Genomic DNA, 26,109 nt, shown 5'->3' on the forward strand with positions numbered 1-26,109 from the left:
GTGAACAAAACAAAAACATCTGAGTTTTAGGCGCACCATTTACTGCGAATTAAAACAGATGTCCGAATTCTAGCTCGGTCGATCGGGCATGCGCCACATGCCGGGCTGGCAGACGTCGTTCACAAGGGTTCGTTGCATATGGCTCAGAGATTTCAGTCCCTGTCCTTCAAGGTTATTGCCACATTCATCCTGATGACCGTGCTGTCGATCGCAGTCATCGACGTGCTCGCCTATTTCGCCAGCAGCCGCATCTCTGACGAGCAGGCGCTGAAGGCCAAGGAAAGCGTGCTGATCTTCCGCGGCGACATGCTGCAGGATCAGCTGGCGCAGCTTGAAAACCAGGCCAATTCGATCGCGCGCATCGAGGCGCTGCAGATGTCGATCACCAGCCTCAAGAGCGGCTGGAAAACCATCGAGAAGACCTCGGGGGATGCCCGCGCCGAGCTCAAGAAGGTTTTCATATCGGGCAATCCGAACCCGGCCGACCAGCGCGAGAAGCTGATGAAGCCGGAAGGGCCGAGCGGCTTCTATTATTCGAACCATGAAAAGACGCAGGGCGAAGTCGCCCGCGACCTCGAGGATACCGCCTTCAGCGACCTGCTGATCGCCGATCTCGATGGTACTGTCCTCTATTCCTACAAGAAGGACGACGACTTTGCCGAGAACCTGAAGTCGGATGCCTGGAAGGCGACCGGTGCGGGCATCGCTTTCGCCAAGGCAATCGAGAATACCGCCAAGGCGACCGATGACGCTGCGCCGACAGGCTTTTCCGGCCTCCGCGTCGATGTGGCCAGCGGCAAATCGGCGATCTTCTATGCCGTGCCGATCGTCAAGCTCGGAGCGGCCAAGGGCATCATCCTCTTCAAGGTGCGAGACGATATTGTCGCCGGCATTCTTGCCAAGGGCATTGTCCAGGGCAACACGGCGCGGGCGGCGATCGTCTCCGCCGATGGATCCGCCGTCGGTCTTGACGGAAGCGGCAAGCTTTCGACGCTCGATACGGCACCTTTCACCTTCATCAAGGACGCACTGGCCAGTTCGGCGATGACGGTTGCCGATTTCAACCGGGCGGACGGCGCGGCCCGCGCCTATGTCCGCGGCATCGACTATCGCGGCGATCGCTTTCTCGTGGTCGAGAGCGTGCTCCTGAGCGAACTCAATGCTGGTTCGATCGAGATCGCTATGTTGCTGACGATGATCGGCATCGGCGTGCTCGTCGTCATGGCGGTTGCGACCGGGCTTGTGACCAATCTTCTGTTTTCGCCGCTGGCGCGTCTTGCGGGCGTTACCCGTGATGTCGCCGATGGCAAGCTTGACGGCGAGATCGGCAGCCTGAACCGCAAGGACGAGATCGGCACGATGGCGAATGCGCTCGCCCGTTTCCGGCAATCGCTGATCGAAGGCCGCGAACTCGAAGCGGCCAGCGAGGAGACGCGCCTGCGGGCCGAGCACGACCGCCAGCAGAATTTGGCCGAGCGCGAGGCCGAGGCGAAGTCGCTGCAGCAGGTGGTGGAGGCGCTCGACGAGGGCCTGCATCATCTGGCGAACGGCGATCTGGCCTATCAGATCGACACCCGCTTCCCGAACGAGCTCGAAAGCCTGCGCGTCAATTTCAACGAGGCTCTGGCGACGCTGAGCGAAACCATGACGGCGATCGGCGGCAACTCGATGGCGGTCCGCGCCGGCTCCGAGGAGATGCGCACCGGTGCCGACGAGCTTGCCGCGCGCACCGAGCGCCAGGCCGGTTCGATCACCGAGACGGCGAATGCGATCAGCGCCATCACCCAATCCGTCCGCCGGCAGATCGAACGGGCCGAGCAGGCCGAACGCATTGCCCGCGACGCCAAGAAGGAAACGACCGGCTCCGGGCAGATCATGCGTGAGACGATCGCGGCGATGGAGGCTATCCAGGCCTCCTCGCGCCAGATCAACACGATCATCTCCGTCATCGACGACATCGCCTTCCAGACCAACCTCCTGGCGCTCAATGCCGGGGTCGAGGCGGCGCGCGCCGGTGAATCGGGCAAGGGTTTCGCCGTCGTCGCCATGGAAGTGCGCGAGCTCGCCCAGCGCTCCTCGAGCGCGGCCAAGGAAATTTCCAGCCTGCTGCAGAAATCGACGCACGAGGTCGAAAGCGGCGTGGCGCTTGTGGAAAAAGCGGGCATTGCCCTGACCGGCATCGGCGCCCATGTCGAGGCGATCAACGGACAGATCAACGAGATCATGGAATCGACCCGCGAGGAGGCCGGTACGCTGCGTGAGATCAATAGCGCCGTCGCCGAACTCGATGCGATGACGCAGCAGAACGCCTCGATGGTCGAGGAGACGACCGAGGCGATCCACCGGCTGGCAACGGAAGCACTGCAGATGGACCGCCAGCTCGGCAATTTCACGCTGCCGCCCGGCCATCACGCGCCGAGTGCCGAGGTGCATGTGCTGCGCCGTCACCGGTAGTCCGTTGTTTCCAACACCAGGCAAGGGTCGCGTTCGCGCGGCCCTTTTTGTTTGCGTGCATGGTTTGGAATGGTGAGGGCGGGAACCTACATAAGCCACACCCTTCAACTGCCGGCAGGTTTCCCATGGTTCCCTTCTCCATACTCGACCTTTCCCCCGTTGCCGAAGGCAGCACCGTCATCCAATCTCTCGCGAGTTCGGCGCGGATGGCTCAGAAGGCCGAGGAATTCGGCTACAAACGTTTCTGGCTTGCCGAACATCACGGCATGCCGGGGATCGCCAGCGCCGCCACGGCAGTCGTCATCGGCCATGTCGGAGCCGCCACCAAGCGTATCCGCATCGGCTCCGGCGGCATCATGCTGCCCAACCATTCGCCGCTCGTCATCGCCGAGCAGTTCGGCACGCTGGAGGCGCTTTTCCCCGGCCGCATCGATCTCGGTCTCGGGCGCGCGCCGGGAACGGACATGCGCACGGCGCAGGCGCTGCGGCGCAACCTCGAGGCCGGCGCAAACAGCTTCCCGAACGATGTCGTGGAACTGCAGCAGCTTCTCGGCAAGCCGGTCGAAAACCAGGCAATCCTTGCTGTGCCGGGCAACAATTCGCATGTCCCGATCTGGCTGCTCGGCTCCAGCCTCTACAGCGCCCAGCTTGCCGGCATCCTCGGGCTTCCCTATGCCTTCGCCTCGCATTTTGCGCCCGACATGCTGCTCGATGCCATCGCGATCTACCGCGATCGTTTCCAGCCCTCGGCGACGCTCGACAAGCCTTACGTGATGGTCGGCGTCATGGGCGCGGTGGCGGCGACCGACGAAGAGGCGCGGTACCATTTCACCTCCGCCCAGCAGCAGTTCGTCAATCTGCGCCGCAATGTTCGCGGGCCGTTCCCGCGTCCGGTGGCCGATATGGAGGACTTCTGGTCGCCGATGGAGAAGATGAACGTCGAACACACGTTGCGTTATGCCGTGGTGGGATCGCCGAAGACGGCGGAGGCTAAACTGACCGGGTTTCTAGGGGAAACGCAGGCCGACGAGGTGATCATCTCGATGCCGATCCACGACATCGAGACGCGGCTGCGGTCGGTGGAACTGTTTGCGGGGCTCGGAAATTTCATGCGGGCTGCCGCGTAGGGTTTGGCGGCCGGCACTCCGACAGAAGATACATCCTTCCACAACAAAAAACCCGGCGTCGCGGCCGGGTTTTCCACTGACGATGGTCTGAAGAAATCAGGCGGAGAGTTTCGCCAGAACCTCTTCCGAGACTTCGAAGTTGGAATAGACGTTCTGCACGTCGTCATCGTCTTCGAGAGAGTCGATGAGCTTCATCAGCGACTGGGCCTTTTCCTCGTCTACCGGCACATTGTTCTGGGCGCGCCAGACGGCCTTGACGGTTTCGGCTTCGCCGAGGCTAGATTCCAGGGCTTTCGACACTTCGCCGAGAGCTTCGAAGCCGCAGGTGATGTAGTGGCCGTCCTCATCGGTCTCGACGTCATCGGCGCCGGCTTCGATCGCGGCTTCCATCACCTTGTCGGCGTCGCCGACGGAAAGCTTGTAGGTGATTTCGCCGAGATGGTCGAAAGAGAAGGATACGGAACCGGTTTCGCCGAGAGCGCCGCCGGCCTTGGTGAAGATCGAGCGGACGTTGGAGGCGGTGCGGTTGCGGTTGTCGGTCAGGGCCTCGACGATGATTGCCGTGCCGCCCGGGCCGTAGCCTTCGTAGCGGACTTCGTCGTAGTTTTCGCCGTCGGCGCCGGCTGCCTTCTTGATGGCGCGGTCGATATTGTCCTTCGGCATGGACTGGGCTTTGGCGTTCTGGATCGCCAGGCGAAGACGGGCGTTCATCGTCGGGTCGGGCAGGCCGGCCTTGGCGGCAACGGTGATTTCGCGCGCAAGCTTCGAGAACATTTTCGACCGCACGGCATCCTGACGGCCTTTGCGGTGCATGATGTTTTTAAACTGTGAATGGCCAGCCATGGCACCCCTGTGCACGTCTCATTGTTCGGAATGGGCCGCCTTATAAGAGCGAAACGGCACCCGTTCAAGGAAAAAGCGGTGGATTTGCCGCACGATGCGCGGGCCTGCCGCCCGTTTCAGTCAACCGTCAATCGCTTGCGGCTGGCAAAGAAACCATGTCCGTCTCGGCGTCGGCAGCGCAGCCCCTCCGTGCCGGAGGTACAGGAATAGGGCCCACCGCTCCAGCTGTCGCCATAGTTAAGGATATGTTCCTCGCTGCAGCAGGCGGTATCGCCGACCATCTTGAAGATATCGGCCTTGCCGCTCGCCGACAGGATGAGGCGGGTCCAGACCGGCTCTTTGCGCTCGCAGGCAAGCTCCGGACCACCATCTTCGGGAACATACATTTCGACGCCGCCCTTTGGCGTATAGACACAGCCGATATTCCTTGTGGGCGTGACGAAGACGACTTGACCATTCTCGTCGGGCTTGAAGGTCTTTTCGGCCGCAAGGACTATCGGCGCAAAGGCAGTGCAAAAAATCAAAGCCAGAATCGAATGTTTTGTGCGCATGGTGATCCCTTCTTGGTCAGGCGCACTATCGCATATTCTCGCAGGCTGAAAAGACAACGTCGCCCGCTGCCTCTGCGGGGAACAAAGGCAGTGGGATGGCGTTTCAACCGAACTCCCTCCAACGGAAAGGAACGGTCATGGCAAGTCTCAGCGAGGCGCGGGAACAACCAGCACGTCAGCTTTGGGATCAGGTCAACAATGTTCATGCCGGCATGCTCGGCGTTTCCGGCCTGGACATGCACATGCAGCCGATGGCGCCGCATGCCGATCCTACCACCAACACGATCTGGTTCTACACCAAGACCGATGCCGATATTGTGCGCGCCATCAAGCCCGGCAGCCGCGCGCATTTCTGCGTCGTCGGCAAGGATCATGATTATCACGCCTGCCTTGCCGGCGTGATCGACGTGCGTCCCGATCCTGCAAAGATCGAAGAATTCTGGAGTTCGATGGTGGCCGCCTGGTACGACGGCGGCAAGAAGGATCCCAAGCTCACCATGCTTTCCCTGCATGTCGACGATGCCGAGATCTGGGTTTCCACGGGCAATACGCTGAAGTTCGGCTGGGAGATCGCCAAGGCCAATCTCGACGACGACAAGATGCCGGATGTGGGCATCAAGCGTCATCTGCAATTCGCCTGATGCGCAAGGCTCCTGCATAATTCCATAAATCGGAATCGATTTAAGGATAAAATTATGCAGCAATTCAAAGTGCTACAGCGTCCTTTGCGCGTCTAAAAGGACGCGCGCGCAGGAGAAGGGAAACCGCCGGGCCTATTTATCGCACACCCTTCAGGACGTAGATCAGCGGCTTCTTCGGCAGTGTGCGCATGGAGACGGTGATGCTGTCGTCGGGAGCGTAGGCGACATCGAAATCCTTGCCGAACATGGCGAGAAAGGCCTCGACCGGCGGACCGCGGCGGTGCATCGGCAGGATCAGCGATGAACGCAGCCGCTTGATGACGCGGCTCATGCTGTCGGCGCCCATGGTGAGGCCGCCGTCGACCGGCACCATGACGACATCGAGGCGACCGATCTCGGTGTAGTGCGAATCCGTCAGCTCGTAATGCAGATGGCCGAGATGGCCGATGCAGAGGCCGGCGATCTCGAAAATGAAAATGGAATTGCCGTTTTCCTGCGAGCCGCCGAGGCCATAGCTGAAGCGGATATCGGTCGTGACGTTGCGGATATGGGCATCGCCGACGACCAGATTGACGTTGGCCTTTTCGCCCGGAACATCGCTCCATCCATGGAGCACATGCTTGATGCCGGGATCGGGCGTCAGGGTGAAGTGGGTCGGGTGCGCCTTGTTCATGGTCACGACATCGGGTGTCGTCGCCGGCCTGTACCAGCCGTTATAGTCTGTCGCGATGACGATGCCGGCGGGTGTATCGATCTCGAAGGTGGAATGGCCGAGGAAGGTGAGCTTGACGTCTTCGCCCTCGGAGACGGCAGGCATCAGCGTCGGCGCCCCGGAAAAGCTTGCGAAGGTCGCTCTGGGGAGATTTTGCGCGATCGCCTGGCACTGGCTGACGGGCGTTCGCTGTTCCTGTGCCGCGGCGGGAACCGGCGCGGCGAAGGCTGCAAGGCATGCGAGAGCGAGGACAAGATATCGCGGCGTCATGCCACCCCTCCGGCGCATTACTGAGAGCGCCGCGCGTCCTAACGGCGCGCCAAGGACGCTCGATCACTTGGAATTGGCGGCGTGAGGATGCGGCATGAGGTCGCAGCGGTCCAGAGGAGGATGCTCACAATCGCGTGTTGATCTGCGCGATGGCCTACCGCCAGAACTCCGGCACGGTCTCGGCCAGGCGCGGCCCGAGCCGGAGCGGCGCGATCTTTTCGGCCAATCCCGTCGCATCGGAAATCTCCACGCCGACGCCGCAGATCGTCGCGGGGCCGTTCGCCGCTTCCATGCGGCCCTTCGGCATCTTGGAGATGAAGCGGTTGAGGGGCTCCTCCTTGTCCATGCCGAGCGAGGAGTCGTAATCGCCGCACATGCCGGCATCCGACATATAGGCCGTGCCGCCGTTCAGGATCTGCGCGTCGGCCGTCGGCACATGCGTATGGGTGCCGACGACGAAGCTGGCGCGGCCGTCGACGAAATGGCCGAAGCACTGCTTTTCGCTGGTCGCCTCCGCATGGAAGTCGAAGATGATCGCATCAGCCTGCTCTTTGAGCGGGCAGGCATCGAGGATCACTTCCGCCGATTTGAAGGGATCGTCGAGTTCCGGATGCATGAAGACCCGGCCCATGACATTGGCGACGAGCACGCGCGCGCCGTTCCTGGCATAGAAAAGTCCGGAGCCGCGGCCGGGCGTGCCCTGCGGATAATTGGCCGGCCGCAGGAATTGATCGTGCCGTCCGGCAAAAGCGACGGCTTCCTTCTGATCCCAGACGTGATTGCCTGTCGTCACCACATCGGCGCCGGCATTGATCGTTTCCAGAAAGATGTCCTCGGTGATGCCGAAGCCGCCGGCGGCGTTCTCGCCGTTGACGACGACGAAATCGAGCTTGAGGTCGGAGATCAGCCCGGGAAGGCGGTCCCAGACCGCGGTGCGTCCCGTCTTGCCGACCATGTCACCCAAAAAAAGCAGTCGCATTCCCTATCCAATCCAAGAGGCAAAAAAGCGAAGGCCGCTTTCTGTCAGGATGGCATCCAGGCTTATGTCATGCGGCTCATCAGGCACATGTGCCACTTCCTGGCAGTCGAATGCAATGCCGATCAGCTTCGGATGCAGCCCTTTCTCTCTGAGCCGGCTGATGGCGCGATCGTAATGGCCGGCGCCGTAGCCGATGCGATGGCCGCGAATGTCGAAGGCCGAAAGCGGCACCAGCATGATCTCGGGATCGAGAATGGCGGCGTCCTCGGCGGGTCCGACCGTGCCGAAACCGGTCGCAACAAGCGGCGCGCCTTCGGCCAATTCACGAAAGACAATGGTTTGCCGGTCGAGGATCGCCGGCACGCAGAGCCGCGCGCCACGCGCCGCAAAACGCGCCATCAGCGGCCTGAGATCGGCTTCCGAGCGGATCGGCAGGAAGCCCGAGACGATCGTGCCCGGCGCAAAACCAACCGCCTCGCCGGCGTGATCGGCCATTGCACGGCTTTTCGCGGCGCGCTCCTCGGCGGGGATGGCGTCGCGTGCCGACAGCCGTTCGTTGCGCAACTGCGCTTTCAATTCTCTAGCGGTCATTGGATCTGCCGGGTATGGGAAAGTTCGACCGAGCATAGACGGCTGGATGGCCGATGCAATGCCGGGTGCGACAGCGCTGCGCCCGTTTCACGCCTCGCCCGCGGGTCGTCAGACGACGATGCTTGTCGGTATCGTCGTTGTGGCGACGGAGAAACCTGCCATGTCGGGGACGGGATTGGACTTGGCCTGCTGGCGCAGTTCGCGCATCGCCTTTTCGAGGAGTTGCTTGAGTTCGCGCACGGCGCTCTTGAACCCTTCCATCGCCTCGCGATCATCGGCGGAAATGCCTGAAAATTTAGGAGTGTCCTCGGCGACGCTCTCATAGGCCTTGCGAGCCTCAGCGGCGTCGGTCGGCTCCGGGGCGCCGGTATCTCCCGCGGTATCCGTCAGCGCAGCATCGGTGCTGCTCGTCGCTGCAGCCGCCAGATCCACGGTTGTATTCGCCGGAACGGCGGTTGCCGGGCTGCCGGTGGCGACCGACGATGCGAATTCTGACGCGGCGGTGCCGACCTTGCGGGCCAATTCGGAGGCCAGGCGCGCGACCACCTCCGGAGGCATGTTGGAGCTCTTCAGCATCTCCAACTCCTGCTTTGCCTCTTCGAGCTTGCGTTGCGCCTTCGCCTTGGCTTCGTCCCCCGAGTTCGCCAAGGTCTGCCGAATCTGCTGCTGCGCCTGGTTGGTGCGCTGCAGCCTCAGCACATCCCGGCCGGCCTCGTTTCCCGTGGCAGATGTACCCGCTGCCGAAGACGTCCCGCGCAAGATGATGGAAGCAGATGTGGTTGCGACCTGCATGGACAATCTCCCGATTTTAATCGGGCCCCCGATTGCAATTCGGGCGCATCCTGCAATGTCAGCCTTGCGTGGACCTGTGTCCTGGGGATTGCTGCAGCGCGGCGGCCAGCCGCTGCATCGTCTCCTCGAACAGAGTGGCCCCGCCGGGCACCCAGCCGAGGGCGTCGATTTTTGCCGTGCTCATGGGATTGAGCGCCGCCTTGTCGGCAGGGGCGGGCAGCGCGTGTCGACAGCCCGTCACGCGTTGAATGGGCGAAAGGATATCCTTCGTGTCTACTGATATGTCCGAGACGTTGAAGACTTCGCCGGAAATGCGGGTGCTTTCCGTTTCCAGCATCAGCCGCGCCGCGCGTGCGAGGTCGCGGCCATGAACCTCCGTTCCCGCGCGGGCAGCAATCGGCCGGCCGGAGAGGTAATCCGCGATCAGGCCGTCCCATTTGTTTGGAAAGAGATCGCCGTAGACGCCGGTCGCTCTCAGGCTTGCGCCGGCAAAACCGGGCGCTGTGAGGTCGACAAGAGCGCGTTCGGCGTCGAGCTTCACCCTGCCGTAGAGCGTTTCCGGCTCGGCCAGCATTGTCTCAGCCAGCTCGGTGCCCGGCGGATACTCGCCGTAGGCTGCACGGCTGGACAGGAAGACGCAGCGGCGTGTGCCGGCGCGTTTGGCGGCTTCGAAAAGCTGGACGGTGCCGTCGAGGTTCAACCTGTGGAAGGTCTTGGGATCGTCACCTTCGCCGCCGCGATATTTGCCCGGGACATGGCTGAAGGCGGCGTGGACGAAGAAATAGGCGTCGTCGAAGATGTCGATCTGATCCTTGTCGGGATCAAGCGAAAGTGCCGCGAATTCCACCGGGCGGGAGAAGAGGCGGGGCAGCGGCGCCCGGCGTCCGCCGACGATCACCTGGTATCCGGCGGCCAGCAGCTCCTCGACGACATACCGGCCGACGAGGCCCGTTCCGCCAGACACCAATACTTTCATGCCGTCCCTTCCGGATTGGCCAGCGCCGCGATCTCGGGCACCTCGCCATCATCATGGAAACGGTGCCATAGATCGATCAAGGGTTGTAGCCGCGCTGCTTTGGGATGATCTTTTTCCCACGGTTTTTCATACTGGTAATGCAGGATCGAAATGCTCTTCCAGTCCCAAAGCTCAGGCATGGTGAACCATACATATTGCAGCATGTTGAAATAGACCGGCAGGCCGTGCCAATCCGAGAAGAAAGCCTCGAGAAACGTCTGATCGGTGCGTCGCCAGAAGGCGTTGGGCCTGTCGAGCCTCTCAAGCATGCGCCGGAATGTGTCATCAGACGGTGTTGCGACGAAGACGCCGGAATTCATGCGATGGAAGTCGGCAAGGCTTTCGTAGACATTGGGAGCAGCGGAAAATTCCGGATAGAGAAAGAGCCTGTCGATGTTTTTCAGCACGAGGGCGTCGGCGTCGATAAAGACGCAACGCTCGTAGTCAACGAGCTGCCAGAGCCTGAGCTTGCAGAAATTGTCGAGCGGCGAATGGAAATCCGGCTTGCGGCCTTTGGTAAAAGGAGCCGCGGAATGGAGGCTGCCGCGAGCGTGGCGATCGTTGAAGACATCGGACAGCGGCAGATGCTCGACCTCGATCAGGCGGCAGTCCAGCTCTTTCAGAGGGGCGAGGGCAGCCGTATCGACTCCGCCGGTGTGAAGGACGACGATATCGGCCGCAGTGCCGGTTCGGCGCAGGGAACGGGCAAGCGCGGTTGCGCCCATGGCGTAGTCGGAATTGGTCACGAGCGTGACGTAGGCAAAACGGCCGCTGGCGCTCGGCATGTCGCTCACGACACGGACTTCAGCCGCTTGCCTTCCGGATCGTGATTGATCGTCGCGGCGATGTCCTTGGTCCAGGCGGAAACGGCCGGCACGCGCGAGCGATCGACGCGATAGGCGAATTTCTTCGCCACATCGACGATCTCGTCGAGCAGGGCTGCTTCCAGGGTGATCGGGGCGAGGCCGAGATCGCGGAACTTTTCGTTCCTGACGATCAGTTCGTTCTCGGCGGCTTCCTTGCGCGGGTTGGGCAGCCAGGCGATCTTGGAGCCGGTCATCCTGGCGATCATCTCGGCGAGGTCGCGCACCCGGTGGGTTTCCGTCATCTGATTGAAGATCTCGACGCGCGCGCCGCGGGCAGGCGGGTTCTCCAGCGCCAGCTCGATGCAGCGGACCGAATCCTGGATGTGGATGAAGGCGCGAGTCTGGCCGCCGGTTCCGTGTACCGTCAGAGGATAACCGATTGCCGCCTGGATGAGGAAGCGATTCAGCACCGTGCCGTAGTCGCCATCATAGTCGAACCGGTTGATGAGCTGCGCGTGGCGGCGCGTCTGCTCGGTGTGCGTGCCCCAGACGATACCCTGGTGCAGATCGGTGATCCTGAGCCCATCGTTCTTTGCATAGAACTGAAAGAGAAGCTGATCCAGGCACTTGGTCATATGGTAGATCGAGCCCGGATTGGATGGGTAGAGGATCTCCTGGCTGACCGTCTCGCCGCCCGCGGTTTCGATGCCGACGGGCAGATAACCTTCGGGAATGGCGGCGCCGACGGTCGAGTAACCATAGACGCCCATGGTGCCGAGATGGATGAGGTGGGCGTCGAGATTGAGTTCGGTCAGCGCGTTCAGGAGGTTATGCGTGGCGCTGACATTGTTGTTCACAGTGTAGTTCTTGTGGCGGTCGCTCTTCATCGAATAGGGCGCGGCGCGCTGTTCGGCGAAATGGATGACGGCATCGGGGCGGTTTTCGGCAAGCCACTTCTTCAGGAGTTCATAATCCTTGGCGAGATCGATCAGATTGAAGTGGATGCGGCGTCCGGTTTCCGCATGCCAGATGCGGGCGCGCTCCTGGATCGAATCCATCGGCGTCAGCGACTGAACGCCAAGTTCGGTGTCGATCCAGCGGCGCGAGAGATTGTCGAGGATATGGATGTCGTGACCGGCATCGGAAAGGTGGAGCGAGGTGGGCCAACCAATGAAACCGTCTCCGCCCATAACCGCAATCTTCATCGCATCGTCTCCTGATCGGTCGCTTATTATCGGGAATAGTTAGGAATTATGACAATCATTCAACGCTTGCCTGACGGGAAGCGTTGCGCCAAAGAGGGCACCTCAGTTTGGAGAAAATTATGACGGAACGCCCTTTTTCCATTTCGGGAGAGCTGACGGAGGCGGGACACCGCCTCGTCCAGCGGGTCTATTATGAAGATACGGATTTCTCCGGCCTGGTCTATCACGCCCGCTACCTGCATTTCCTCGAGCGCGGCCGTACCGATTATCTGCGCTGTCTCGGCGTCGAGCAGCGTGAGCTTGTCGGCGCCGACGAGGAAGGGCTGGTTTTCGTCGTCCACCGCATGGAGATCGACTTCAAGAGCCCGGCGCGGATGGACGACGTGCTGACTATCCTGACGCACACGGAAAAAGCCGGCGGCGCCAAGATGGTGCTCAACCAGCAGATTCGTTCGGGCGAGACGCTGCTGATCGCCGCCAAGGTGATTATCGCCGTCATCAACGCCAAGGGACGGCCGAGACGGCTGCCGGAAACGCTGGCGATCAAATTCCTGGAAGGCAGCAAACCGCTGTAATCCGAATCGCCTGAAATCCGTAGCGACGCGCTTGTCAAAACTTGAGTTTTATGTGAAGGAATTCGCGCGCCGCAGGATGGACGCTCTTCGGCGGCCGGACTTTGCTCCGGTCAAGTAATCCATGGAACAAATTCTCCCGAACCCAGGCTTACTGTCACAGTCCGGCACTAACGATCTATTAACCATAATAGTGTCTTACTGGGAAAGTCGGAGTTTGTGCGGTGCACGCCTTCCTTTGACCAAATTTGACGGCAAGAAGGCGGAAGAAGAGCTTGGAAGCTTGACCAGGGCTTTGGGCAGCGGCCGCCAGACACTTCTTGCGAGATCACTTTGTGCCGCCCGGTCCTGCACCGGGCGTTTGGATTCGGGGATTTTGAATCAATGGAACAAGTAGGATTGGCAGCAGCCACGACGGACGTCAGCCTCTGGTCGCTATTCATGCAGGCCGGCATCGTCGTCAAGCTCGTCATGCTCGGGCTCATCGCAGCCTCGGTATGGACGTGGGCGATCGTCATTGACAAATACCTGGCCTATGGCCGCGCACGGCGCCAGTTCGACAAGTTCGAGCAGGTTTTCTGGTCGGGCCAGTCGCTGGAAGAACTCTACCGCTCGCTGTCGGAACGCAACAATACGGGTCTGGCGTCGATCTTCGTCGCCGCCATGCGCGAGTGGAAGAAGTCGTTCGAACGCGGCGCCCGCTCGCCGATCGGCCTGCAGATGCGTATCGACCGGGCGATGGACGTGACGCTCGCCCGTGAAACCGAATTTCTCGGCGCCCGCCTCGGATCGCTCGCAACCATCGGTTCGGCCGGTCCGTTCATCGGCCTTTTCGGCACGGTCGTCGGTATCATGACCTCGTTCCAGGCAATTGCCGGGTCGAAGTCCACCAACCTTGCGGTCGTGGCGCCCGGTATCGCCGAAGCGCTTCTTGCAACCGCCATCGGTCTGGTCGCCGCTATCCCGGCCGTTATTGCCTACAACAAGTTCTCCGCCGACGCCGGCAAGCTCTCGGCGCGCATGGAAGGTTTTGCGGACGAATTCTCCGCCATTCTTTCGCGCCAGATCGATGAGAAGTTGCAGCCGCGCCAGGCTGCGCAGTAACCGACGGAGCGACGACCATGGGTATGGCTGTAGGAGGCAATGGCGGAGGTGGCGGACGCCGCCGTCGTGGCGGTCGCAACAGGGCCGTGATTTCCGAAATCAACGTGACGCCGCTCGTCGACGTCATGCTCGTGCTTTTGATCATCTTCATGGTCGCGGCACCGATGATGACCGTCGGCGTGCCGATCGACCTGCCGGAAACGCAGGCCAAGGCGCTGAATTCCGAGACGCAGCCGATCACGATCTCGGTCAAGAACAGCGGCGAAGTCTATCTGCAGGAAACGCCGATCCCGGCCGAAGAGATTGCTGCAAAGCTCGAGGCGATCGCGACCACCGGTTATAACGAACGCATCTTCGTGCGTGGCGACGCGACGGCGCCCTATGGCGTCATCGCCGACGTCATGGCTCGCATCCAGGGGGCCGGCTTCAAGAACATCGGCCTCGTGACGCAGCAGAAGAAGGACCAATAGCGCTCAAAATGAAGGCCAGTGTCGTCACATCTGCTGTTCTGCACTGCCTGGTGCTTACCTGGGCGATGGTGTCGCTCAGCGCCCCGGAATCCTTCAAGGTGGAGGATTTCGAGGCGATGCCGGTCGATCTCGTGCCGGTGGAATCCATTACCCAGATGCAGCAGGGCGACAAGAAGGCTCCGAAGAAGGAGACTTCCGCGCCCGTACCGACGACGCGCCCGCCGATCGCTCAGCCGGCGGAGAATGCCGGCGACAACAATGCCGATCTGAAGACGCCGCCGGTCCCGAACGCCAAGCCGAGCAATAGCGAAGCCGCCGCGGCGAATTCAACCGAAAAGCCGCTGCCGCAGGTCGATCCCAAGCCGAACGACGTCAAGGAAGTCAGTAAGGAAGAGACCGAGGTCGAGCAGCCGAAGGAAGTTGCTTCAATTCCGCCGCCGAAGCCGGTCGAGGTAACGCCGCCGAAGCCGGAAGAGAAACCGCCGGAAGAACAGGCCAAGCCTGAAGAGCCGCCGAAGCCGGATGCGGAAGCGTTGCCGGACAAGGTGCCGACGCCGGTCGTCAAGCCGCAGGTAAAGCCGCCGGAGCCGCAGAAGCCCGCCGAAAAGCCGCCGGAAAAGACACCGGACGAGCCGAAGGCTGCCGAAAAACCGACGGACAAGAAAAAGGCCGACAAGAAGCAGGAAGTCGCGAAATCAGCCTCGTCGATGAAGAGCGACTTCAATGCCGACCAGATTTCAGCCTTGCTGAACAAGACCGATCCTTCCGCTGGCGGAGCCAAGCGCTCGACGCAAGAGGCATCGCTCGGTGCGAAGAAGAGCAATGGTGGCTCGAAACTCAGCCAGAGCGAAGAAGATGCTATGCGCAGCTTGATCGAGAGCAATTGGCTGGTCACGCCCGGAATGGAAGGGCTGTCCGGCCTGGTGATTACGGTGCATTTCAAGCTGGGTAAAGACGGTAGCATTATTGGTCAGCCGGATGTGGAATCGTCTGGCGGAAGCAGCAGTGACTCTACGCGCCGTGCGCTGGAAAGCGCTGCTTACCGCGCCGTGATGAAATCCGCGCCTTCTTTTTCCTCGACCCTTCCGATGGACAAATATGACGCTTGGAGTGAGGTCGTTCTCAACTTCGATGCGAGCAGCTTGGGAATCTAGCGCCTTACACGATGCTCCCAAAAGACAAATACGATGCTTGGAAGGAAGTTATTTTGAACTTCGACGCCAGCCAATTGAACCGATGAAGTGCTGAAAGGCTTGTTTTGATATGGTCAAGTGTTCCCTCATCCGCGCTCTAATGGTCATTGCAGGCCTGATTGGGGTCGCAGCGTTTACGACTCCGGCAAACGCGGTACTCACCCTCGATCTTCGGAAGGGCAATATTCAGCCGCTGCCTATTGCGGTAACCGACTTCCTGCAGGGCGATATGGGCGCGCAGGTTTCGCAGGTGATCGCCGCCGACCTGCAGCGCTCCGGCCTTTTCGCGCCGATTAACAAGAGCGCCTTCATTGAGAAGATCTCCAATCCGGATGCCGCGCCGCGCTTCGAGGACTGGAAGGTCATCAACGCACAGGCGTTGGTCACCGGTCGCGTGACGCAGGAGGCCGATGGCCGTCTTCGCGCCGAATTCCGTCTCTGGGATCCCTTCGCCGGCCAGCAGATGACCGGTCAGCAATTCTATACGCAGCCGGAGAACTGGCGCCGCGTCGCTCACATCATCGCCGACGCGATCTACAAGCAGATCACTGGTGAAGAGGGCTATTTCGATACCCGTGTCGTCTTCGTTTCCGAATCCGGCACCAAGCAGCAGCGCAAGCGTCAGCTGGCGATCATGGATCAGGACGGTTTCAATATCCGGATGCTGACGGACGGCAGCGATCTCGTGCTGACGCCGCGCTTCTCGCCGAGCCGGCAGGAAGTCACCTACATGTCCTTTGCCAACCAGCAGCCGCGCGTCTATCTGCTGCAGCTCGAAACCGGGCAGCGCGAAGTCGTCGGCAACTTCCCGGGCATGACCTTCTCGCCGCGCTTTTCTCCTGATGGCCAGAAGGTGATCATGAGCTTGCAGCAGGAAGGCAATTCCAACATCTACACGATGGACCTGCGTTCGCGCACGACGACGCGGCTGACTTCGACGGCTGCGATCGACACTTCGCCTTCCTATTCGCCTGACGGCGCGCGTGTCAGCTTCGAAAGCGACCGTGGTGGAAAGCCGCAGATCTATGTGATGAATGCCGACGGCTCGGGCCAGACCCGCATTTCCTTCGGCGACGGCTCCTATTCGACGCCGGTCTGGTCGCCGCGCGGCGATCTGATCGCCTTCACCAAGCAGGCCGGCGGCAAGTTCTCGATCGGCGTGATGAAGCCGGATGGTTCGGGCGAGCGCATCCTGACGACCGGCTTCCACAACGAGGGTCCGACCTGGGCGCCGAATGGCCGCGTGCTGATGTTCTTCCGCCAGGCAGCGGGGGCGGGCGGTCCGCAGCTCTATTCGATTGATCTGACCGGTTACAATGAACAGCTCGTCAAGACGCCGAGCTACGGTTCCGACCCGGCCTGGTCACCGCTTCTGGAGTAGCAGGCGCGGCAATGCCTTTATGTCGCCCCAGAATCATGAAAACCGGGCGGCTACGGGACAAATCAGTAAATTGTTAACCATAATCTTTGAGGGGCGGTTAACCGAGTGCGGTTACTGTCCGGAAACCCTGAAATCGCAAGGAGACCCGGCCATGAGCCGAATTCACACCCCGGCAATGAGCCGCATGCAGAATTTCGCCCGCAACCCTGTCATGATCGCGCTTGTCGCCGGTCTCGCGCTTGCAAGCTGCGCAAAGAAGAACGGCGGCATGCCGAACAGCGCCGGCGATATGGGCCTCGGCGCCGGTGCAGCAACGCCGGGCTCGGCCCAGGACTTCACGGTCAATGTCGGCGACCGCATCTTCTTCGATACCGACTCCTCGTCGATCCGCGCCGATGCCTCCCAGACGCTCGACCGTCAGGCTCAGTGGCTCGCCCGCTATCCGAACTACCAGATCACCGTCGAAGGCCACGCCGACGAACGCGGTACCCGCGAATACAACCTGGCGCTCGGCGCCCGCCGTGCTTCTGCCGCCAAGGATTACCTTGCTTCGCGCGGCGTTCCCGCACAGCGCATGAAGACGATTTCCTACGGCAAGGAACGTCCGGTCGCCGTCTGCGACGATATTTCCTGCTGGTCGCAGAACCGCCGCGCAGTCACCGTACTCGGCGGCGCCGGCTCGTAATCTCCAGGCAATGCCCGGTTTTTCAAAGGCGGTCCCGCGGGGCCGCCTTTTCTTTTTGACCACACTTTGGCCAGACTCCGTTGCTTTTTGACAGCAATTGGAAAAATCTCCTGTTCGTGCCATCGAGGCGCGAAGAATCACTGGGACAGGACGATACATATGAAGAAACTTGTCGTGGCAGGCATGCTGTGCCTCGCGGCTGTGACCGGGAGCGAAAGGGCGGCCTATTCCGCTTCGTTCTTCGGGCTGCATCTCGGCGGGCGGCCGGCGGAAAATCAGTCGGCGCCGCCTGTTGTCAAGGTGCAGAGCGGCGATGCGGAGGTCCGCGTACAGCAGCTCGAGGACCAGATGCGGCAGCTGAACGGCCGGATCGAGGAGATGAGCTTTCAGCTTCTCCAGATGCAGGAGACGATCCGCAAGCAGCAGGAAGACAATGAATTCCGCTTCCAGCAGCTCGAAAAGACAGGCACCGGCGGCGGTGCGGCCAAGGCACCCGTCAAGAAAAGCGAAACCGATCCCGCTCCGGCAGCCTCCGGCAGCGACGACATCGCCAAGGTGATCCAAGCACCACAGGGAGCCGAAACGGCTCCCTCCACCAAGGTGCCGGACAATAACGGCCTCGGCCAGCCGCCGAAGGAGCTTGGCTCGATCGAATTCGACAAAAATGGCAATCCGATCGGTGGATCCGTCGACGACAATGCCACAATCGGCTCCGGGCCGATTCCTGATGCCAATAGCGGAACGCCGCAACAGACCGCTTCGCTCGGCAGCGAGGCCGATCAGTACAAGTCCGCCTACGGTCATGTGCTTTCCGGCGACTACGGCACGGCCGAGCAGGAATTCACGCAGTACATCACCCGTTACCCGAGCAGCGCGCGGGCGGCGGACGCCAATTTCTGGCTCGGCGAAGCGCTCTATTCGCAGGGCAAGTACAATGAGGCGGCAAAGACCTTCCTCAATGCGCATCAGAAATACAGCACATCGGAGAAGGCGCCGGAAATGCTGCTGAAGCTCGGCATGTCGCTTGCTGCCCTCGACAATACCGAGACGGCCTGCGCGACGCTGCGCGAAGTCTCGAAGCGTTATCCGAAGGCCTCACGCGCCGTCATAACCAAGGTTGCGAGCGAACAGAAACGCCTCGCCTGCTAGGCCTGCCGGCATGTCCGCCGAAGGCACGTCATCGCCTCGACTGGCGATTCGCCAGTTTCTCCTCTCGCTCCAATGCCCAGCGCGCATTCTCGTCGCGGTATCGGGCGGCAGCGATTCCATCGGCCTGCTTCTTCTCCTCGACGAAGCCGTGAAGGCCGCACCCCACCTCAAGATTTCCCTTTGCGCCGCAACCGTCGACCACGCGCTGCGCGCCGGCTCCGCAGACGAGGCGCGTGAGGTCGCTGCCCTCTGCGCATCGCTCGGCATCCCCCATACTGTCGCGATCTGGCAGGGCGACAAGCCGAAAACCGGCATCATGGCGGCCGCCCGGGAGGCCCGCTACAGCCTTTTGGCCGAGGCAGCGGAAGCGCTCGGCGCCAATCTCATCGTCACCGGCCATACCTTCGACGACCAGCATGAAACACTGCGGATGCGCGGGATGCGAACGGAGCAGGTTTCATCAGGTATTGCCGATGCGGTCCACTTCGATCGCCGCGTCTGGATATTGCGACCGCTTCTGTTTTCTACCCGAGCAGATATCCGCACCTTCCTGGAAGAGCGCGGCGTACCGTGGATCGACGACCCGAGCAACGAGGATGCGAAGTACGAGCGCGTGCGCATGCGCCGACAGCTTTCCGCCGACCTTGCGGCAGGGATGGATGTTCGCCCGACCTGGGAAGAGCGGCTGGCTCTTTCGTCCCGGGGGGGCGAATGGCTGGATCGGCATTTCCGGCTTCACGGCGGCCTGCTTGGGCACGTGATGCCTGAAGGCCTGAGTGAGGATCGCGCACTCGTCGATTATGCACTCGGCCGTCTGGCGGCTGTCTTCGGCGGGCAGCCGTTTGCGCCGGGGAGGGCGCAGATGGAGCGCGTTCTTGCTTTCGCCGCCGGCGGTGAACCCGGGCGAATGACCGCGGGGGGGGTGGTGTTCGATCTGCGGCGTGATGGGCTTTACCTGGTGCGGGAAAGCCGGGGGATATTGCCTCTGGTATTGCAGCCAGGAGAGGCTGGGGTTTGGGATGGCAGGTTCGAGGTTGCGAACGACCTGCCATTCGACGTGAAGATAGAGGCGGCGGGCATGACGGCGCAACCTCGTTCCTCCCTCATTCCTGTGCTTGTCACAGGAATCCAGCCACCGCGCGTCGGCGCGGTGATTGATTCAACGATGCGTGATGCGTCTCCCGCGCCCAAGGACTTGGGCGCACTGGATTCCTGTGACGAGCACAGGAATGAGGGAGTAGGCGGGGGCCTTCCCAAGGCAGCATGGAAGCGCGCCATCGCTTCGGCGCCGGCTTTATTCGCCGGAGGAGCCCCTTTATCCGAGGAATCTGTCCGGATGGTCGAGCTGACGCCCTATTTCGCGCCCTTCGACCGCTTTTTGACACGATTTGATTTCATCTTTGCCAACAGGCTTTCGGCTGTTTTCGCAACGGCGCCCTATGCGGGGCTGCCTTTAAGAAGTATTGACGGAAAAACCATCTGACCTGGGGGATCGCCTTGGCAACAGCGCGGCGCAACCCTATGTTAGAGAAGAATAAGACGGTCGCCATGAGGCGGCTGTTCCAGTGCTGGGGAGTTCGATGAACCCTAACTTACGTAATTTCGCCTTGTGGGCGATCATAGCGCTTCTGCTGATCGCCCTTTTCAGTATGTTCCAGACGGCGCCGGCGCAGACAGGCTCCCGTGAAATCCCTTATTCGCAGTTTCTGCGTGAGGTGGATGCGGGCCGTGTGAAGGAAGTCGTGGTCACGGGCAACCGTGTCTCCGGAAGCTATGTTGAAAATGGCACCACCTTCCAGACCTATTCGCCTGTCATCGACGACAGCCTGCTCGATCGCCTGCAGCAGAAGAATGTCCTGGTTTCCGCCCGTCCTGAAACAGACGGGTCTTCGGGGTTTTTGAGCTATCTCGGCACGCTGTTGCCGATGCTTCTGATTCTCGGCGTCTGGCTGTTCTTCATGCGGCAGATGCAGGGTGGCTCGCGTGGCGCGATGGGCTTCGGCAAATCCAAGGCCAAGCTGCTCACCGAAGCGCATGGCCGCGTGACCTTTGATGATGTCGCCGGCGTCGACGAGGCCAAGCAGGATCTCGAGGAAATCGTCGAATTTCTGCGTGACCCGCAGAAGTTCCAGCGTCTCGGCGGCAAGATTCCGCGCGGCGTGCTGCTCGTCGGTCCTCCGGGCACCGGCAAGACGCTGCTTGCCCGCTCGGTTGCCGGTGAGGCCAACGTTCCCTTCTTCACCATTTCGGGCTCCGACTTCGTCGAAATGTTCGTCGGCGTCGGCGCAAGCCGCGTGCGCGACATGTTCGAGCAAGCGAAGAAGAATGCGCCTTGCATCATCTTTATCGACGAAATCGACGCCGTCGGTCGCCATCGCGGCGCCGGTCTCGGCGGCGGCAACGACGAACGCGAGCAGACGCTGAACCAGTTGCTGGTCGAGATGGACGGCTTCGAAGCCAATGAGGGCGTGATCCTGATCGCCGCCACCAACCGTCCCGACGTTCTCGACCCTGCGCTGCTGCGTCCCGGCCGTTTCGACCGCCAGGTCGTGGTGCCGAACCCCGACATCGTCGGCCGCGAGCGTATCCTCAAGGTGCATGCCCGCAACGTTCCGCTGGCGCCGAATGTCGATCTCAAGGTTCTCGCCCGTGGCACGCCCGGTTTCTCCGGCGCTGACCTGATGAACCTCGTCAACGAAGCTGCCCTCATGGCCGCCCGCCGCAACAAGCGCGTCGTCACCATGCAGGAATTCGAGGACGCCAAGGACAAGATCATGATGGGCGCCGAGCGTCGTTCCTCGGCCATGACCGAGGCGGAAAAGAAGCTCACCGCCTACCATGAAGCCGGTCATGCAATTACCGCGCTCAACGTCGCCGTTGCCGATCCGCTGCACAAGGCGACGATCATTCCGCGCGGCCGTGCACTCGGCATGGTCATGCAGCTTCCCGAGGGCGACCGCTACTCGATGAGCTACAAGTGGATGGTTTCGCGCCTCTGCATCATGATGGGCGGCCGTGTTGCCGAAGAACTCACCTTCGGCAAGGAGAACATCACCTCGGGCGCTTCCTCCGACATCGAGCAGGCCACCAAGCTTGCCCGTGCCATGGTCACGCAGTGGGGCTTCTCCGATCAGCTCGGTCAGGTCGCCTATGGCGAGAACCAGCAGGAAGTCTTCCTCGGCCACTCGGTGTCGCAATCGAAGAACGTTTCGGAAGCGACCGCGCAGAAGATCGACAACGAAGTGCGCCGCCTGATCGACGAAGCCTATACGCAGGCCCGCACGATCCTGACGGAAAAGCACGACGAATTCGTCGCCCTTGCCGAAGGTCTGCTTGAATACGAGACCCTGACCGGCGAAGAGATCAAGGCGCTGATCCGCGGCGAGAAGCCGTCTCGCGATCTCGGCGATGATTCGCCGCCAAGTCGCGGTTCGGCCGTTCCGAAGGCCGGCGCACGGCCCGCCACCAAGGGCGACGAGCCCGAAGGCGGCCTCGAACCACAGCCGCATTGAACGGCGCCAACCAACTCGAACAAGGCCGGATTTCCAAAGCGGGAGATCCGGCCTTTTTCATTGGTAACGGGATATAATCATTTTTCTTGCTAATTTACGTGCCGATCGCCGCATTTTGTGGCATTCCGCTGAATTGAGGCAAGCATGAATCACGCTTCTGGATTGGCGACATTCCATGGAAGCCAGATCGCTTGGAACGATGCGCGGCCTTGAATGGCGCGCGAAAAGCGCAGGAGTGCAGATGAAAAGACGCTATTTCGGGACCGACGGCATTCGCGGCCAATCCAACGTCTTCCCGATGACGCCGGATCTCGCCATGCGGGTCGGCATTGCCGCCGGCACGATTTTCCGCCGCGGCAACCACCGCCACCGCGTCGTCATCGGCAAGGATACCCGTCTTTCCGGCTATATGCTGGAGAATGCCATGGTCGCGGGCTTCACGGCCGCCGGCCTCGATGCCTTCATTCTCGGCCCGATCCCGACGCCTGCCGTCGCCATGCTGACGCGCTCACTGCGCTGCGATATCGGCGTGATGATCTCCGCTTCGCACAATCCTTACGAGGATAACGGCATCAAGCTCTTCGGCCCCGACGGTTACAAGCTTTCCGACGACATCGAGGCCGAGATCGAGGACCTGCTCGAAAAAGACCTGAACCAACAGCTCGCCAAATCCGACGATATCGGCCGCGCCAAGCGCGTCGATGGCGTGCATGACCGTTATATCGAACATGCCAAGCGCACGCTGCCGCGCGACGTGACATTGCAGGGTCTGAGGATTGCGATCGACTGCGCCAATGGCGCTGCCTACAAGGTGGCGCCTGCCGTGCTCTGGGAGCTCGGTGCTGACGTCGTCACCATCGGCAACGAGCCGAACGGCACCAACATCAATCTCAATTGCGGCTCCACCAGCCCCGTCGCGCTGCAGAAGAAGGTCGACGAAGTGCGCGCCGATATCGGCATCGCCCTCGACGGCGACGCAGACCGCGTCATCATCGTCGACGAGAACGGTTCGATCGTCGACGGCGACCAGCTGATGGCCGTCATTGCCGAGAGCTGGGCCGAAAGCCAGCAGCTGCGGGGCAACGGGATCGTCGCGACCGTGATGTCCAATCTCGGTCTGGAGCGTTTCCTCGAAGGGCGCGGCATGGGACTTGCCCGCACGAAAGTCGGCGACCGTTACGTCGTCGAGCATATGCGCCAGCACAATTACAATGTCGGCGGTGAACAGTCCGGCCATATCGTGCTCTCGGATTACGGCACGACCGGCGACGGGCTCGTTGCAGCGCTGCAGATCCTTGCCGCGGTCAAGCGCACTGGCCGCACCGTCAGTGAGGTCTGCCGCCGTTTCGAGCCGGTGCCGCAGCTCCTGCGCAATGTCCGCATTAGCGGCGGCAAGCCGCTGGAGGATATCCAGGTGCAGAAGGCGATCGCCGATGCCGAAGCCGAACTCGCCAGGAACGGCCGCCTCGTCATTCGACCATCGGGCACCGAGCCGCTGATCCGCGTCATGGCCGAAGGCGACGACCGCTCCCAGATCGAGCGCATCGTCAACGAGCTGATCGGCACGATCTCGAACGTCCGCACCGCCGCCTGATCCCTGTGATGGCAGATTATCGAAAGCCGGTGCGCAAGCGCCGGCTTTTTTATTGCGCCTGCTGGCCGCCGCGATCTTCTGCCGGGCTCAGAGCCTTTGTTGCAGGCCGCTGAGATGCCTAGGCGTCAAGGTAAATAATCGTGGTTAAGCAGGTTTTAACGTTTCCAATCCATTATCCATCCAAAGCGTACCAGATTGGCAGCGACTGAACCTGCCGACGCAACGGGATTTTGGAGTGGGATCCATGAAAAGAAGCTTGTCCGGCATCTTCGCCGCATTGTTGATCGCGACAAACGCCTATTCCGCGGACCTCGCTCCTGCCGAGCCGATCCCGGAACAGCCGCCTGAGGTGACGGTCACTGAAGCAACCGGCTGGTACCTGCGCGGCGATGTCGGCTATGCCTTCACCGATCTGCGCGGCGCCCGCTATTTCCAGGGCAGCAACGCCACGGAAGTCGATTTCGACCGCTCGGACCTCGATGACGCTTGGACCGTCGGCGGCGGTGTTGGTTACCAGATCAACAGCTACCTGCGCACCGATCTGACCTTCGACTATCTCACACAGGCGGATTTCCATGGCTCCACGGTTGGCCAGTGCGGCTTCCCGCTGGTGGATTGCACCTCGCGTGACTCCTCCTCGCTCACCGCCTACACGCTGCTTGCCAACGCCTATGTCGATCTCGGCACTTATGGCTACGTCACGCCTTATGTCGGCGCCGGTATCGGTGGTTCCTACGTAAAGTGGAAGAACCTGAAGAACGTCGCCTGCGCCGATGACGGCAGCTTCTGCGACGACGAGGTCACCCATGGCGGCAAGGGCAACTGGCGCTTTACCTACGCCCTCATGGCCGGCGCCTCGATCGACGTGACCTGCAACATCAAGGCCGATGTCGGCTATCGCTACCTGCATATCGACGGCGGCAACATGTTCGGCTACGCCGAAAATGGCGGCCCCGGCCGCGACAAGGGTCTCAGCGCCCACGAAGCCCGCATCGGCGCGCGCTACCTCTTCGGTGGTTGTGCCCAGCCGGTCGCCTACGAGCCGCCGGCAATCCCGCTGCAGCAGCCGGTCTACAAGTAATTCAATCTCTTGCAATCAGAAAGCCGCCCGACCCAGGGCGGCTTTTTTCGTTTCGGCCACCTCGCCTGCGTCAAAATATCTTCCGCTTGCGACACTTCGATGTTGACTATGAAGCGTCCGATCCATAAACACGGCGGCGGGACACCCTTCCCCAACGAAGGGCTTTCTATCTGAGAGGATAGCATCATGGCGAAGACCGCAAAGCCGGACATCCGTCCGCAAAATACTCATTTTTCTTCTGGCCCCTGCTCGAAGCGCCCCGGTTGGTCGCTCGACGCCCTTTCCGGCGCGGCTCTCGGCCGTTCACACCGCGCGAAGGTCGGCAAGGCCAAGCTCAAGCAGGCCATTGACCTTACCCGTGAAATTCTTCAGGTGCCGGCGGATTACCGCATCGGCATCGTTCCGGCGTCCGACACCGGCGCCGTCGAAATGGCGCTCTGGTCGCTGCTCGGCGAACGCGGCGTCGACATGCTCGCCTGGGAAAGCTTCGGCGCCGGCTGGGTCACCGATGTCGTCAAGCAGCTGAAGCTCAAGGACGTGCGCAGGCTTGAAGCCGGCTACGGCGAACTCCCCGACCTCTCGACCGTGGATTTCGACCGCGATGTCGTCTTCACCTGGAACGGCACCACCTCGGGCGTGCGCGTGCCGAACGCCGATTTCATCCCGGCCGACCGCAAGGGCCTGACGATCTGCGACGCGACTTCGGCCGCCTTTGCGCAGGAACTCGATTTCGCCAAGCTCGACGTCGTCACCTTCTCCTGGCAGAAGGTTCTGGGCGGCGAGGGCGCGCATGGCGTCATCATTCTTTCGCCGCGCGCCGTCGAGCGTCTGGTCACTTATACGCCGGCCTGGCCGCTGCCGAAGATCTTCCGCATGACTTCGGGCGGCAAGCTGACGGAAGGCATCTTCCAGGGCGAGACGATCAACACGCCGTCGATGCTTTGCGTCGAGGACTATATCGACGCGCTGGTCTGGGCCAAGGGCCTCGGCGGCCTCAAGGCGCTGATTGCGCGCGCCGACGCCAATGCCAAGGTCATTCACGATTTCGTCGCGGCAAACGACTGGATCGCCAATCTCGCCGTCAAGGCGGAAACGGCCTCCAATACCTCCGTCTGCCTGAAGATCGTCGACAAGGACATCACGGCCCTCGATGACGACGGCCAGGCGAATTTCGCCAAGGGTCTCGTCGGCCTCCTTGAAAAGGAAGGCGTTGCCTTCGATGTCGGCCACTACCGCGACGCACCGTCCGGCCTGCGTATCTGGGCGGGTGCCACGATCGAAGCATCAGACATGCAGAAGCTGATGCCTTGGCTTTCCTGGGCCTTCGAAACGCAGAAAGCCCAGCTTTCTCAGGCCGCAGCCTGATGTGATCGCATCCGGCT

General features: G+C 61.4%; 24 protein-coding genes. 15 read left to right on the top strand and 9 right to left on the bottom strand.

What is annotated here, in order from left to right; translation table 11 throughout:
- Positions 1 to 138 precede the first annotated feature (138 nt).
- Both EFD55_RS21415 and EFD55_RS21420 read left to right on the top strand, forming a co-directional pair.
- A complete protein-coding gene (locus EFD55_RS21415; protein WP_125847115.1) occupies positions 139 to 2,454 on the top strand; it encodes a methyl-accepting chemotaxis protein in 2,316 nt (771 codons plus the stop codon).
- 125 nt (positions 2,455 to 2,579) lie between these two features.
- Positions 2,580 to 3,581, top strand: coding sequence for an LLM class flavin-dependent oxidoreductase (locus EFD55_RS21420; RefSeq protein WP_125847117.1), 1,002 nt, complete (start codon positions 2,580 to 2,582; stop codon positions 3,579 to 3,581).
- Positions 3,582 to 3,677: 96 nt separating this feature from the next.
- On the opposite strand, the gene EFD55_RS21425 is transcribed toward EFD55_RS21420, so the two are convergent.
- Positions 3,678 to 4,424, bottom strand: coding sequence for a YebC/PmpR family DNA-binding transcriptional regulator (locus EFD55_RS21425; protein ID WP_125847119.1), 747 nt, complete (start codon positions 4,422 to 4,424; stop codon positions 3,678 to 3,680).
- Between the two features lie 116 nt (positions 4,425 to 4,540).
- Positions 4,541 to 4,975, bottom strand: a complete 435-nt coding sequence (locus tag EFD55_RS21430) for a DUF6636 domain-containing protein (protein ID WP_125847121.1) — start codon at positions 4,973 to 4,975, stop codon at positions 4,541 to 4,543.
- 137 nt (positions 4,976 to 5,112) lie between these two features.
- On the opposite strand from EFD55_RS21430, the gene EFD55_RS21435 reads away from it, so the two are divergent.
- Positions 5,113 to 5,616 carry a pyridoxamine 5'-phosphate oxidase family protein gene (locus EFD55_RS21435; RefSeq protein WP_125847123.1) on the top strand — a complete coding sequence of 168 codons (504 nt, stop codon included), beginning with the start codon at positions 5,113 to 5,115 and terminating at the stop codon, positions 5,614 to 5,616.
- A gap of 136 nt (positions 5,617 to 5,752) precedes the next feature.
- Here EFD55_RS21435 and EFD55_RS21440 read toward each other — a convergent pair whose 3' ends face one another.
- The 7 genes from EFD55_RS21440 to EFD55_RS21470 all read right to left on the bottom strand — a co-directional run bounded on the left by EFD55_RS21440 (position 5,753) and on the right by EFD55_RS21470 (position 11,986).
- Positions 5,753 to 6,598 carry an MBL fold metallo-hydrolase gene (locus EFD55_RS21440; RefSeq protein ID WP_125847125.1) on the bottom strand — a complete coding sequence of 282 codons (846 nt, stop codon included), beginning with the start codon at positions 6,596 to 6,598 and terminating at the stop codon, positions 5,753 to 5,755.
- Positions 6,599 to 6,752: 154 nt separating this feature from the next.
- A complete protein-coding gene (locus EFD55_RS21445; RefSeq protein WP_003582125.1) occupies positions 6,753 to 7,577 on the bottom strand; it encodes a TIGR00282 family metallophosphoesterase in 825 nt (274 codons plus the stop codon).
- A 3-nt stretch (positions 7,578 to 7,580) separates the two neighbouring features.
- Complete coding sequence (locus tag EFD55_RS21450) at positions 7,581 to 8,168, bottom strand: 5-formyltetrahydrofolate cyclo-ligase (RefSeq protein ID WP_125847127.1); 588 nt, start codon at positions 8,166 to 8,168, stop codon at positions 7,581 to 7,583.
- Between the two features lie 108 nt (positions 8,169 to 8,276).
- Positions 8,277 to 8,960 (bottom strand): hypothetical protein, encoded by a 684-nt coding sequence (locus EFD55_RS21455; protein ID WP_125847129.1) that lies wholly within the window; start codon positions 8,958 to 8,960, stop codon positions 8,277 to 8,279.
- Positions 8,961 to 9,018: 58 nt separating this feature from the next.
- Positions 9,019 to 9,936 (bottom strand): NAD-dependent epimerase/dehydratase family protein, encoded by a 918-nt coding sequence (locus EFD55_RS21460; protein ID WP_125847131.1) that lies wholly within the window; start codon positions 9,934 to 9,936, stop codon positions 9,019 to 9,021.
- Positions 9,933 to 10,760, bottom strand: a complete 828-nt coding sequence (locus EFD55_RS21465) for a glycosyltransferase (protein WP_125847245.1) — start codon at positions 10,758 to 10,760, stop codon at positions 9,933 to 9,935. The genes EFD55_RS21460 and EFD55_RS21465 overlap by 4 nt, the downstream gene beginning before the upstream one ends.
- 5 nt (positions 10,761 to 10,765) lie before the next feature.
- On the bottom strand, positions 10,766 to 11,986 hold the full coding sequence (locus tag EFD55_RS21470) for an NAD-dependent epimerase/dehydratase family protein (RefSeq protein ID WP_125847133.1): 1,221 nt from the start codon (positions 11,984 to 11,986) through the stop codon (positions 10,766 to 10,768).
- A gap of 119 nt (positions 11,987 to 12,105) precedes the next feature.
- Here EFD55_RS21470 and ybgC point away from each other — a divergent pair, with 119 nt between their 5' ends.
- From ybgC to EFD55_RS21535, 12 genes are all read left to right on the top strand, one after another.
- Positions 12,106 to 12,561, top strand: a complete 456-nt coding sequence (gene ybgC / locus EFD55_RS21475; RefSeq protein WP_125847135.1) for a tol-pal system-associated acyl-CoA thioesterase — start codon at positions 12,106 to 12,108, stop codon at positions 12,559 to 12,561.
- Positions 12,562 to 12,942: 381 nt separating this feature from the next.
- Complete coding sequence (gene tolQ, locus EFD55_RS21480) at positions 12,943 to 13,662, top strand: protein TolQ (protein WP_125847137.1); 720 nt, start codon at positions 12,943 to 12,945, stop codon at positions 13,660 to 13,662.
- Positions 13,663 to 13,679: 17 nt separating this feature from the next.
- Positions 13,680 to 14,132, top strand: coding sequence for a protein TolR (gene tolR / locus EFD55_RS21485; RefSeq protein ID WP_125847139.1), 453 nt, complete (start codon positions 13,680 to 13,682; stop codon positions 14,130 to 14,132).
- An 8-nt stretch (positions 14,133 to 14,140) separates the two neighbouring features.
- Entirely contained in the window at positions 14,141 to 15,286 is a 1,146-nt protein-coding gene (gene tolA / locus EFD55_RS21490) for a cell envelope integrity protein TolA (protein ID WP_125847141.1), read from the top strand.
- Between the two features lie 109 nt (positions 15,287 to 15,395).
- Complete coding sequence (gene tolB, locus EFD55_RS21495; protein WP_125847143.1) at positions 15,396 to 16,706, top strand: Tol-Pal system beta propeller repeat protein TolB; 1,311 nt, start codon at positions 15,396 to 15,398, stop codon at positions 16,704 to 16,706.
- 151 nt (positions 16,707 to 16,857) lie between these two features.
- Positions 16,858 to 17,391: a peptidoglycan-associated lipoprotein Pal gene (gene pal, locus EFD55_RS21500; RefSeq protein WP_125847145.1), complete on the top strand. Its 534-nt coding sequence runs from the start codon at positions 16,858 to 16,860 to the stop codon at positions 17,389 to 17,391.
- A 159-nt stretch (positions 17,392 to 17,550) separates the two neighbouring features.
- Complete coding sequence (ybgF, locus tag EFD55_RS21505; RefSeq protein WP_125847147.1) at positions 17,551 to 18,540, top strand: tol-pal system protein YbgF; 990 nt, start codon at positions 17,551 to 17,553, stop codon at positions 18,538 to 18,540.
- A 10-nt stretch (positions 18,541 to 18,550) separates the two neighbouring features.
- Positions 18,551 to 20,023, top strand: a complete 1,473-nt coding sequence (gene tilS, locus EFD55_RS21510; protein WP_125847149.1) for a tRNA lysidine(34) synthetase TilS — start codon at positions 18,551 to 18,553, stop codon at positions 20,021 to 20,023.
- Positions 20,024 to 20,120: 97 nt separating this feature from the next.
- The gene (gene ftsH, locus EFD55_RS21515) at positions 20,121 to 22,052 is read left to right on the top strand and encodes an ATP-dependent zinc metalloprotease FtsH (RefSeq protein ID WP_125847151.1); all 1,932 of its coding nucleotides are present in this window, start codon (positions 20,121 to 20,123) and stop codon (positions 22,050 to 22,052) included.
- Between the two features lie 241 nt (positions 22,053 to 22,293).
- Positions 22,294 to 23,646, top strand: coding sequence for a phosphoglucosamine mutase (gene glmM / locus EFD55_RS21520; RefSeq protein ID WP_125847153.1), 1,353 nt, complete (start codon positions 22,294 to 22,296; stop codon positions 23,644 to 23,646).
- 244 nt (positions 23,647 to 23,890) lie between these two features.
- A complete protein-coding gene (locus EFD55_RS21525) occupies positions 23,891 to 24,727 on the top strand; it encodes an outer membrane protein (RefSeq protein WP_125847155.1) in 837 nt (278 codons plus the stop codon).
- 186 nt (positions 24,728 to 24,913) lie between these two features.
- On the top strand, positions 24,914 to 26,092 hold the full coding sequence (locus EFD55_RS21535; RefSeq protein WP_125847159.1) for a phosphoserine transaminase: 1,179 nt from the start codon (positions 24,914 to 24,916) through the stop codon (positions 26,090 to 26,092).
- Positions 26,093 to 26,109: the final 17 nt, after the last annotated feature.

The sequence above is a fragment of the Rhizobium pisi genome (assembly GCF_003938655.1).
GTDB classification, from domain to species: domain Bacteria; phylum Pseudomonadota; class Alphaproteobacteria; order Rhizobiales; family Rhizobiaceae; genus Rhizobium; species Rhizobium pisi.